Source organism: Protofrankia sp. CiP1_Cm_nod1 (assembly GCF_920888515.1).
Taxonomy (GTDB): Bacteria; Actinomycetota; Actinomycetes; order Frankiales; family Frankiaceae; genus Protofrankia.
In genome coordinates this window covers 1-11564 of sequence record NZ_CAKKTM010000143.1, presented here as the reverse complement: position 1 = coordinate 11564, position 11564 = coordinate 1, and the positions used below count along the sequence as shown (strand labels likewise).

At 73.0% G+C, this 11564-nt stretch carries 8 protein-coding genes; 2 read left to right on the top strand and 6 right to left on the bottom strand.

The window, feature by feature from the left end:
• Positions 1–1389 (bottom strand): polysaccharide biosynthesis protein (locus NBX02_RS07130; RefSeq protein WP_250290540.1); only part of this gene is annotated, 1389 nt, incomplete at its 3' end.
• Between the two features lie 201 nt (positions 1390–1590).
• On the opposite strand from NBX02_RS07130, the gene NBX02_RS07125 reads away from it, so the two are divergent.
• The gene (locus NBX02_RS07125; RefSeq protein WP_250285747.1) at positions 1591–3345 is read left to right on the top strand and encodes a glycosyltransferase family 4 protein; all 1755 of its coding nucleotides are present in this window, start codon (positions 1591–1593) and stop codon (positions 3343–3345) included.
• Positions 3346–3528: 183 nt separating this feature from the next.
• On the opposite strand, the gene NBX02_RS07120 is transcribed toward NBX02_RS07125, so the two are convergent.
• Positions 3529–5184, bottom strand: coding sequence for a hypothetical protein (locus NBX02_RS07120; RefSeq protein WP_250285746.1), 1656 nt, complete (start codon positions 5182–5184; stop codon positions 3529–3531).
• Between the two features lie 756 nt (positions 5185–5940).
• A complete protein-coding gene (locus NBX02_RS07115) occupies positions 5941–6960 on the bottom strand; it encodes a glycosyltransferase (RefSeq protein ID WP_250285745.1) in 1020 nt (339 codons plus the stop codon).
• Between the two features lie 1528 nt (positions 6961–8488).
• On the opposite strand from NBX02_RS07115, the gene NBX02_RS07110 reads away from it, so the two are divergent.
• The gene (locus tag NBX02_RS07110) at positions 8489–8962 is read left to right on the top strand and encodes a hypothetical protein (RefSeq protein ID WP_250285744.1); all 474 of its coding nucleotides are present in this window, start codon (positions 8489–8491) and stop codon (positions 8960–8962) included.
• Here the strand turns inward: NBX02_RS07110 and NBX02_RS07105 are convergent.
• The 3 genes from NBX02_RS07105 to NBX02_RS07095 form a co-directional block, all read right to left on the bottom strand.
• The gene (locus NBX02_RS07105; RefSeq protein WP_250285743.1) at positions 8932–9414 is read right to left on the bottom strand and encodes a ribose-5-phosphate isomerase; all 483 of its coding nucleotides are present in this window, start codon (positions 9412–9414) and stop codon (positions 8932–8934) included. The two genes, NBX02_RS07110 and NBX02_RS07105, sit on opposite strands and share 31 nt — an antisense overlap.
• A gap of 225 nt (positions 9415–9639) precedes the next feature.
• Positions 9640–10338: a mycothiol-dependent nitroreductase Rv2466c family protein gene (locus NBX02_RS07100; RefSeq protein WP_250285742.1), complete on the bottom strand. Its 699-nt coding sequence runs from the start codon at positions 10336–10338 to the stop codon at positions 9640–9642.
• A gap of 113 nt (positions 10339–10451) precedes the next feature.
• Positions 10452–11564, bottom strand: a 1113-nt coding sequence (locus tag NBX02_RS07095) for an AI-2E family transporter (protein ID WP_250290538.1), incomplete at its 5' end; no start/stop codon positions are given.

Here is an 11564-nt window from a genome sequence, read left to right as displayed (position 1 = left end):
GTATAAGAGGCAGGGCTGGGCCCGCGCCGCCGGGCCGGCCGCCTGGCCCGGCGGCGTGCCCGCGGCCATCGCCAGCACTGCGGGCGAGTGCGCCCGCACCACCATGAGGCCGGCCAGCGAGACGGTCACGGCCTGGCAGACGAGCGCCATCGTCGCGGTGGCGACCAGATCCCCACCAGCCATGATCAGTCCACCGCCGGTCAGCACGGTCCCGGCCGCGAGCACACCCACCACGCCGCGGCGGCCCGCGCCCAGCAGGTAGTTGGTGAACAGCAGTGTCACGGCCAGGCAGGTCATGGCGAGCGCCAGCACCCACAGCGCGGGCGCGCCCGCGGTCAGCTCAGGGCCGAAGACCTCCGACAGCAGGAGCCGGGCGGCCACCGCGCCGACCGCCACCAGCAGCAGCCCGGGAGCGATCACCCAGCCGACCGCCGCGAGCAGCGCCGCCGTGGCGGGACGGCCCTGCTGCCGGCGGCGGGCCGCCTCCGGCAGCAGGAAGTTCGCCACGGCCAGCCCGATGAACACCGGTACCTTGCAGGCCGTGGCGATGGCGGCGTACGGCCCGACCGAGCCGGGATTGAGCCAGCCGACGATGACCACGTCCATGTTCTGCAGCATGGCCAGCGGCACGAGCGCGGCGAGCGCGGTTGTCGTGTCGCGCCGCAGGGCGTGCCTGGTGCGCACCGTGGAGACGGGCGGCAGGAGGATCGGCCCGGTGGAGCCGATCCGCTCGTCACAGGTGGCCGCACACCGGATATCCGCTACTTTGCGTGATGTCCGCGCGCTACGCCGCCGAGCGTGCTCGGTCGCGAGCGCGATACCGACGATCAGGCCGAGGCCCGCGCCGTTGACGCCCAGCCCGGCGAACATCAGACCGATGGTGACGGCGATCCGGGCCGCGCCCTCCAGGACGAAGTTGCGGGCCAGGTCCTGATAGGAGCGGCGGGCCTGCAACAGGCCGCGCTCGACCGACAGCGACACCCACACCCCCGCGGCCACGACCGCCTCCGCGATCGCCAGCGGATGCGGATAGGACAGCACCGTCGCCGCGGGCCTGGCGGCCAGCAGGCCGAGGACACCGGCGACGGCCACCCCGACCGCGCAGACGCCACGCAGCCGGCGGATCCAGAACCCCCGCTGGTGCCGGGTGTGGCCGGGCGCGGAGGTGTCCCGCTGCACCACCGCGATCTGCAGGGCGGAGCCGCCCATCGACAGGATCAGGAAGATTCCGGTCTGGACGACCAGCGCGCCGTAGTTGGCGGCGTCGAGCGCCCGGGCGAACACCAGGTTGGCCAGCAGGTTGCCGCCGTTGACAGCGAACCCGGCGGCCGCGAGCACCCCGGGCCCCTGGAGGGCACGCGCGAGCGCCGCACGTCCGACGTTCGTCACCCGTCTCCTTCCGCCCGGCCCCGCTTGCGCGGATCCATTTTGCCGCCCTTTGCCGGGCATCGCTGATCCACGGTAAGCCACCGCCCGCGTCCCAGCGACGTCCGGTCCCTGCGATCTGGCACCATCGTCGCGGGCTGGGGCGGGGGCTGCGCCACCGGCGTCAGCAGGTTGACGACAGCCCGTCCGTGAAAGGAGTCGCCGGTGCCCGTGACCGCAGCGCCCACAGGCAGTCTGAGCAGGTGGATCGACGCGCTCGCCGGCCGTCGTGTGGTGTTCCTCAACTGGCGTGATCTCGACCACCCGCAGGCCGGTGGTGCTGAACTCTACTGCCAGTCGGTGGCCGAGCGCTTCGCCGCGGCCGGCGCCCGGGTGAGCCTGCTCACCGCCCGGCCGGCCGGGCAGGCCCGGTCGGCCACCGTCCGCGGCGTCGAGATCCACCGCCGCGGCGGCACGTTCGGGGTGTACCCGGCCGTCCTCGCCCGGCTGCTGCGTGACCGCCGCGGGGTCGACGCGGTGGTGGACTGCCAGAACGGCATCCCGTTCTTCAGCCCGCTGGCGCTGCCCGCGGGCACCGCGGTGGTCCAGGTCCTGCACCACGTCCACCAGCGGCAGTTCCCGCTCTACTTCCCGGCGCCGGTGGCTAGGGCCGGGCAGCTGCTGGAGACGCCGGGAAGCCGCTGGGTGTACGGGCGGCGCCCGGTGGCGGTGGTGTCACCGTCCACCCGGGACGAGGCCCGGGACGTGCTGAGGCTGGCCGGGCCCCGCTTCATCGTGCCCGGTGGCGCCGACAGCCCGGTGGGCGGCGCGGCCCACCCCACGTCGCCCCGCCCCGCCCCGGCCCGGCCGGCCGGCCGGCCGGCCATCGTCTGTGTCGGGCGGCTGGTCCCGCACAAGCGGCTGCACCTGCTCATCGACGCGCTGCCCGCGCTGCGCGCGTCCCATCCCGGCCTGGTCGTGGAGATGGTCGGGGACGGGCCCGACCGGGACCGGCTGCTGCGGCACGCCCGCGGGCTGGGCGTCGGCGAGGAGGTCCTGCGCTGGCACGGGTATGTCGACGCGGCCGAGCGGGACCGGCTGCTGGCGACGGCCTGGCTGACGGTCAACCCCTCCCACGGGGAGGGCTGGGGCCTGTCGGTGCTGGAGGCCAACGCCCATGGCGTGCCGGCGGTCGCCTTCCGCGTCCCCGGGCTGCGTGACGCCGTCCGTGACGGGCACACCGGCTGGCTGGTGGACGAGCCCGGCCCGCTCACGGCGACGATCGACACGGCCCTGGCCAGGCTGGCGGACCCGGCCGCGGCGGCGCGCTGGCGCTCCCGGGCCCGGGCGTGGGCCGCGGGTTTCACCTGGGACGCCACCGCCGAACTGCTCGCCCGGGTACTGACCGCCGAGATGGACCGGCTGGCGGCCCGAAGCCGCGGAACGCACCCGGGCCGGGGCCCGCTCGGCGGCCGGCTACCGGCCGGGAACCGACCGGGTGGGCGGCTCCTCCCGGGCCGGCGGCCGTCCGAGGAGAACTCGCCGGGAGGCAGCACGCCGGAGGGCAGCCCGTCCGAGAGCAGCCCGTCCGAGGGCGATTTGCCGGGCGGGCGTCCCTCAGGCGGGCGACGGCGCGGGCCACGCCGCGCGGACGACCCCGTGACCCGCGCGGAGTTCCCGCTGGCCCCCACCCAGCCGCTGCCGGCCCTGCGCCGCACCGACCTGGTGTACCGCCTGACCGGAGAAGCCGGATCCGACCGGCTGGCCGGGGCGGCCGGGCCCGGCCGGGCGGTCGCGGTCCTCTACGGGGCCTCCCCCGCCGACGCCCGCGCCGCGCTCACCCGGGCCGGCGTGACCGGCCCGATCGAGACGCGGGCCGCCACCGGCGAGGACCTGCTGATCGCCGCCACCCGCTGCGCCCTGCCCGACCCGCTGCCCACCAGCGGAACCACCACGTCCATGATCACTACAGTGGGCTGACACGTCCCTGGCGGACGCTCCCTCGAGAGCCGTCGGTGAAAAACGTCGCGGTAACAACGGTTCCCACCTACGGACGCGGAACCCGTAGGTGGGAACCGCCGCGGTAACGACCGGAACCACCTGCCGTCTCCTCTTCCGGCCGGTGGCACCCGCTGCCGGGCAGCGCCGCGGACGGTGTCCGCGTCACCCGACGGCGGCGGGCTGGGCTGCTGCCTCTGACAGTGGGAGGCCGGTCAGTTCATCCAGGGCTGTCCGGTACACCTGCGCGAAGCGGCGCACGGCGGCCCGGTCGAACAGGTCGCGGTGGTAGCAGAAGGTCAGGCTGAGCTCACCGCGGTAGCCGGCGGCGGCTATCACCAGCCCCTGCGGCAGCCCGGCGAACGCCGCGAAGTGCAGCGACGTGACGTCCGGCCCGGGCGCGCCCGACGCCGGCAGGCCGGCCAGCCGGCCCAGGTTGGTCACGGTGATCGTCGGCATCAGCAACGGCCGGGCCAGCCCCACACCTACCCGTAACAGTGCGTGACGGGCAGGACCGGCCAGTCGGACGACACCACCGATCCTGCCGCCGGCGACCGGCGGGGGCCCGGCCGTCTTGCCCACCGCCGTCTGCCGGCGCACCGCGGCGAGCAGGGTGGCGGGATCCCGGCGGTCCCGCGGGGTCGTCACGATCAGGACCTCGCCGGTGTGGTTCCCGATGGCGGCCGTATCGCCCGAGGCCGGGGTGCGCCGGCTGACCGGCATGCGTACCCGGACCGTCGTGGTGTGCTGCCCGGCCGTGGCGTTCCACCGCTGGACAGCCACTTTCGCGGCGGTCAGCAGAAGATCGTTGACCGTGGCCGGCGTATCCGCCACCAGCGTCCGGACGGACCTCGGGATCGGGACGCGCTGGCAGTACACCCCATAGGCGGAACTGTGACGATCATCCGCTGCCTGGCCGGGACGCGCCTTCTCGTAACGCGCGCGGCCGTCCGTCCGGCCCCCCGGCGACGGGGCGACCCGGCTGGGCAACCGCGGCAGTCGCGGCAACCGCGGCCCGGAGACGAGCCGGCTCACCGCACGGGCCGGTGCCGGCCGGAGGATCACCGGGAACGGTGCCGGCGCCGCCTGGCCGGGCACCGGCCCACGCGCACCGGTGGATGTGGCCGGCCGCACCGGTCTGACCGGCTCAGGCGGCTCTTCGGGCGGCCGTGCCGACGCCGGCCCGGTCAGCCGCACCGGCCCGGGAGCCGCGCCGTCCTCCACGCGCGCAGCGGTGGCGGGGCAACGCTGAAGGATCGCGCGCAGCAGCGTCGCCACGCTCATCCCGTCCAGGGCGACATGATGCGCGGCAACGGCGACCGCGTCGCCGGTGGGCAGCCGCACGTGCAGGACCCGCAGCGGGCAGGACGCGGTCAGGTCGAACGGGCGCGAGCAGATCTCCGCAAACATCTCCCACACGTCGTCGTCGCCATCACCTTTTGCCACTGTCAGCACGTCGTCCGGGGTGTACGGGAACCACCACCGCCGGCCGGACAGCCCCGTGCGCATCCGCGCCCGGGCCATCGGATGGCGCATCAGGACGTCGATCACCGCGTCCCGCAGGATGAACGGATCGATGATCTCACGGGTGCGAGCGATCATCCCGACCGAGATCGGCGCGGTCCTGCGGTCAGAGGCGACGATCAGATCTTCCAGCACCGAGAAGGGGCGTTCCGGGATCAGATCCGGGATCAGATCATCCTGGATCGGGCCGGTCGATACCGGCGGCATGGACGATCCGGCGCGCGGCACGGGGGTCACGGGTGCGGATGGTCCCGGGAGCAGCGCGGACCGCCACATTTCGTGGGAGTCGATGTTCACGTCCTCCTTCTTCCTGCCCGTCCGTCCCGGTCAGGAGAACGGTTCAGCGGCGCACGTCCCCACGACGGATCCCCACGCAGCCCAGTTTCCGGCCCGCCGGGGCCGTTGATGTGATCCGGCCGGAAACAGTGGTGAAGACCTCGCTTGTCGCCGGATTCTCCCCGGTGACAGGCAAGCGGCCATCAGTGACCACAGCACCGAAACAGACAGCGGAATGAATACCAGAATGAACAGCCACGAGAGCAGGCATCCGCAGAGCAAAATTCGAACAATTTTTCAGCCCGTAAACACGGTGAGTCGCACGTAAAGTGCGTTATCGTTCACAGATAGTGCAAAAATGACCATCGAGGCAACAGAGTAACAATGAAAAACAATAAATCATCAAGCAGGGTGCCGAGCGCGACAGCACAGCCCGGACGGAGGGGCAGCGGCATCGCTCCTGTTCGCCGCGCACCGGCCCCGGTCCTGCTCGCCGCGCACCGGCCCGCAGCCCACCACGGCCGTCATCAGCCGGCCCTGCGAGGCCACGGCCGGAGCGCGGTCCTGCCGTATCGGCCGGGCTCGGTGGCGACGCCGGCGGCTCGTCCGGCACCCATCCGGTGCCACAGCCGGAACATGACATGCCGGCAACCCGGCGGGAGGGCTGGCGTGAGCCGGTCCGATCCCGTTTCAGCCAGGCCCAGGGCTTCAGCCGGGGCCCAGCCTTCAGCCGGGGTCCCGGGCTTCAGCCGGGGCCCAGGGGCCGCGACGGCGCCTTCAGACGACCTCGCGGGGGGCCGGCTGCCGCCCGCTCTCCCGGCCCGCCGGGAGCCGGCTGGCGTCCCGGCCCGCCGGGAGGATGGCCGGCGAGGCGGGCATCTCCGCCGGGGCGCCGCCGGCCACCAGGGCGCCGGTGCCCATACTGATCACCCGGGCGACCGGGGCCTGCGACGGCTGCGTGTCGTCCGCGGCCGCCGGGGCCGTGCTCACGCCGGGGCGCCGGACGACCGTCAGCGGCGTGGGCACCGGCTGGAGCACAACCGGCGGCTGCGCCTCGACGGGACGCAGGCCCAGCGGCACGGGCGTGGGCACGACCCGGCGCCGGTGGTAGCGCCTGGCCCGCAGCACGTCGACCAGCATCGCCGGGGTGTGCCGGCTCACCCGGAACGTCCCACCCGCCATCTCCGACCAGTGGACGGGCACCTCCGTGATCCGGTAGCCCATCGACCGCGCCAGCGAGAGGACCTCGACGTCGAACCCGAAGCCGGTCGAGCGGGACAGGCTGAACAACAGCTTCGCCTCCGCGTGACGGAACGCCTTGAAGCCGCACTGGGTGTCGGCGACGTCCAGCGCCGTGAACGTCCGGGTGATCTGGTTGAACGCCCAGCTGCCCATCCGCCGGCCGTTCGAGCGGACCGTGCTGCCACCGATGCGGCGTGACCCCAGCGCCACCTCGGCGTCCTGCAGGGCCGCGAGCAGCAGCGGGAGGTCGTTCACGTCCGAGGCCATGTCGGCGTCCATGAACACGATCGACGCGCCCCGGGCCATCGCGACCCCGGTCCGGACAGCGGCGCCCTTGCCGGAGTTCCAGGGGAGCTTCACGACGCTCGACCGCGGGAACCCGCTCAACAGCTGCTGGGCGACCTCGGCGGTGCGGTCCGTACTGCCGTCATCAACAACGATCACTTCCGCGCCGGCGAGCCTGCCCAGCACGGAGGTCAGGCGAGGCAGCGCCTCCGGGAGCCGGTGTGCCTCGTTGAAGGCGGGGATGACGACACTGACGGGAACGTGGTCCAAGAGTCACTCCCAAGCTGGGTCGGCAGCGACAGAGGCAATTGTGGCCGCCTGCCGATCTCGAGGTACTTCGGGCCGCCCGATGCCCGGCCGAAGCGTCGACGCGATATCGCCCGGCCGTCAGGATGTGAGACGCCGCGCCGGATGCATGCCCGACGGCTAACGACGCACCGACCGGCGGCCGACAGCATGCCAAAACCTCTGGACGACATGCCAGAACCTTTGGACGGCACACGACGGGGGCCGGGCACCGGACCCGCGGCCGGCTCGCCCCGACGGCCGTGGCCGCGGCTGCGGTCACGGTCACGGTCACGGTCACGGTCCGTGTCCGCTCGGAGTGTGACCGCACACTGGGACACCTCCGAGAATCTGCGACACCGGATCCGAACACCGTCACCGCAACCTCACAATCGGTAGCATCGCCATCGGCTTCGCTGCCAGGACACCAGCCCCTGAGCACGACCGCCCGCCCACGCGGCGGCAGCGCCCCACGCGTACGCTCATGGCATCCTCCCGCAGGCGCGCTCCCTTCCCGCGCCCGCCATCCTGACATCACCCCGACGCACATCCGACAGTCCACGATTCGTCACACCACGACCGCTCCCCGCCCAGGCGGGGAAGGCACGGTACCGCCCGGAAAGCCGCGACCCGCGGGGTTGTCCCACCAACGCCCGCCGGCCGGGTGGGCGGGCGTTGGTGGGTGGGCCGCCAGCCGAGGACGGCTTCCGCCGTGGTGATCGTCCGTTCGCCCGCTTTCGCGATCCGGCCCATCATTATGAGCTTCCGGCTGGCTCCGGCGCGGGCCGGCGCTGTGCGGCCGGCGCCCCGGCCGCCTCCGGTCATCCGGCGCACGCGCCATATCCGCTGCCGCCTGTGAGCCCACGAAAAAGCCGTAATCATTCGCCCTTCGGCCTGCCAGTGACATTCCGCCGATATCAGACGGCGACCAGACGATACCCGTTCCCCGTCGACACACCCCGGCCGGGTGACGACCGGAAACCGGGCAGGCACCGCACCGCGCGCTTCAGCGGACACGACACGGTGGCTGTTCCGCCCGGGCAGGCACCCGTCCAACGGCGTTGGGCCGTTCCCGGTACTGCTCACGGACACCTCCGGCATCGGATCAGCCGAGAGGCGCTCCGGGCGGGCCCGGCTCCGGCCTTTCCCGGCTCCGGCCGGCACAGCCGCCGACGGGATTCTCCCGGTACCTCATGGGAGCCGGGGACAATACCCGGTCATCTTTCCCCGCGCATCCGGCACGCCACCTCCCCGCTCACCGTCGCGCCCCGACATATACCCCGGACGGAAATAGGGAACCCCGCCGCCAGGAATTCGTCCGGCTCCCCCCGGCAAACGTGGACGCATTTTGCGCTGAAAGTATCGTGGAGATGAGATCCGCCGGCTTCCGCGGGCCGGCCGGGGCGCGCGGCGCGGACGGTACGGCCCGGTCACCCTGGCCAGGCCGCCCCGGACCGGAGCACCCTGGATCCGGTGGACGCCCCCCGAGGGGCACCGCGGGAAGGAACAGGTGATGACGCAACGCCGTCAGTTCGACAGGCCCGGCTCCGGGGGTGGCCCCGGCAACGCCGCGTCCGGCGACAGCATGTCCGACAGCGGCCACCCCGACAGCGGGCGGCCCAGCAACGGCAGAGCCGGCAACGGCGAGGCCGACAACGACAGGGCCGCGGACGGGCCGGGCCCGCGGCGGGCCGCCCCGGAGCACCCCGGCAACGGCCAGCAGGGCCAGCAGGGCCAGCAGGACAGGCCCGGCCGACGCCGCAACACCGGCGATCCCGGCCTGCGCGCGTTGATCGGCGCCGGCCGGTCACGGCTGCCCCCGGGGACGGCGATGCGCGCCCGCGACATCGCCCGCCCCGGCCCCGACGACCTGGCCGACGCCGAGCGCAGCGTGGTCATCCGCCGGCGACCGTGGACGGATCCGACGGCTGACACCGGCCGGGCACAGCGTCGACGTCAGGGCGCCAGCGGCGCCGACGGCACCTGAACGTCACCGGTCCGCTCGTAAGAAGAGATCATCCCGATCCGCCGGACATGACGCTGCTCGGCGCTGAACGGCGTCCGCAGGAACGTCTCGACAAAACCCACGGCCTCGGAGACGGTGTGCAGCCGGGCACCGAGACTGATCACGTTGGCGTCGTTGTGCAGCCGGGCGAGCCGGGCGGTCTCGGTGCTCCAGACCAGCGCCGCGCGCACTCCGGAGACCTTGTTCGCGCAGATGACCTCGCCGTTGCCGGAGCCGCCGAGAACGATGCCGAAGGCGTCCGGCTCGTCCGCGGCCGCGGCCGCGGCGGCGAGCACGTACGGCGGGTAGTCGTCGTCCGGGTCGTAGGAGGCAGGCCCGTGATCGACCGGGGTGTGCCCCTGCTCGGTCAGCCATGTGATCAACGAGGCCTTCAGGTGGAAGCCCGCGTGGTCGGAACCAAGATGAACGCGCATGGGTGGCAATGATGCCCGCCCCACGCGCCCCCTATGCCGGCTCCCACCGGAAAGGCGGACAACGCACCCGCCGGGCCGGGCGCCCACCCGGGCCGGCGGGTGCGCACGGCGGTCCGGCCGGACCGCCGACACCGCCCGGGCGAACACGGAAACCCGCCTGGCCGAACACAGACAGCGCCCGACCGAACGGTCGAGTGCCACCCGGCCGAACGGCCGGATGCCGTATCAGTCGAATATGGGGGGCAGGTCCCGGGTACGCTTGAGCTCGTAGAAGCCGGGTGTGCCGGCGACGAGCAGCACCCCGTCCCAGAGCCGGCCGGCGGCCTCGCCCTTCGGCGACGGGGTGACGACCGGGCCGAAGAAGGCGGTGTCCCCCACCGCGATCACCGGGGTTCCGACGTCCAGGCCCACCCGGTCCATGCCGTCGTGGTGGCTGGCCCGCACCGCCTCGTCGAACTCGTCCGAGGTGGCCGCGTCCACGAGGTCCGTGGGCAGCCCGGCCTCGGTCAGCGCGGCGGCGAAGGTGTCGGCGTCCCACTCCGCCTTCTCCAGGTGACGGCGCCGGCCCAGCGCCGTGTACAGCGGGAGCAGCACCTCGTCACCGTGGTGTGCCGCGGCGGCGACACTGATCCGCACCGGCCCCCACGCGCGCTTCATCCCCTCCCGGTACCGCTGCGGGAGGTCCTCCCGGCCCTCGTTGAGAACGGCGAGGCTCATCACGTGCCAGCTGAACCGCACCGGCCGTACCTGTTCGACGTTCAGCGCCCAGCGCGACGTCAGCCACGCCCACGGGCAGCTCGGGTCGAACCAGAAACCGGCCTGCGCGGGGGCGGACGGGCCGGAAGAGCCGGCAGGCCCCGGTTGCGCTCCGGAGGCAGGTGACGGGCGTGTGGACACGGTCTCGATCCCGGGCTGTGTGGTCACAAGTCACTCCTGATCACCAGAAACGGGCACGCCGGCAGGACGATCATGGGTGCCGCGCCGCCGGAAGGCCCGGGTTCATCGGTCACTCAGGCCCAACCACCAGGGGCGGGTGGCTACTTCCCGGATCGGGCGAGATAGCTCGCGACCCTGTTGACCACCGCCACGAACGGCACGGCGGCGACCGCTCCGGGGATGCCGGCGAGCACCCCGCCCGCGGACAGCGAGACGACGATCGCCAGCGGATGCAGCCGCACCGCCCGCCGCATGACCAGCGGCTGCAGCAGATGGCCTTCGATCTGCTGCACGGCGAGCACCACGCCGAGGATGACCAGCGCGGGTACCAGGCCGTTGGAGACGAGCGTGACCAGGATGGCCGCCACACCCGCCACCGTCGCGCCGACGATCGGGATGAACCCCCCGAGAAAGGTCAGCAGTGCCAACGGCGCGACCAGGGGCACCCCGACGACCAGCAGGCCGATGGTGATACCGATCGCGTCCACCAGCGCGACGAACATCGTCCCGCGGATGTACCCGGTGATGGTCGCCCACGCCTCCTTCCCCGCGCCCCGGACCCGTTCCTCGGTGCCCGGGGGGAAACGGGTCACGATCCAGTCCCAGATCCGGTCGCCGTCGTGGACGAAGAAGAAGGTCGTGAACAGGGTGAGCAGGATGCCGGTGAGCACCTCGGCGGCGACCGTGGCGCCGGAGAGCACACCGGAGACCAGCCGTCCCCGGTTGTTCGCCAACGTCCTGGTGATGTCGTTGGTGAGATCGTCCAGCTGGCTCTGCGACAGGTGCAGCGGGCCGTCCCGCAGATAGTCGCGGACCTGCTCCACACCCTGGCTGACCTGGTCGGAAAGGCTCGGGAACTCGTTGGCCGCGTTGAAGCCGACGCCCACCCCGGCGCCCGCCACCAGGATCAGGAAGCCGAAGACGGTCACGAAGGACGCCGCCAGCTTGGGCACCCCGTGCCGGCGCAGCCGTATCGCCGTCGGATAGATCATGGCGCTGATGAGCAGACCGGCGATCACCGGGATCACCACGACGCGGACGCGCCCGATGACGAGCATGAATATATAGATCGCCACGCCGACGACGAGCAGGCGCCACGACCATCCCGCGGCCACCCGCAGGGGTACCGGAACGTGCGGGTCACCCGCTCCGGCCGGGGTGGCGGCTCCCGCCGCCAGGGCGGCCGCGCGCGGCGCCGCCGGAGCCGCATCCTG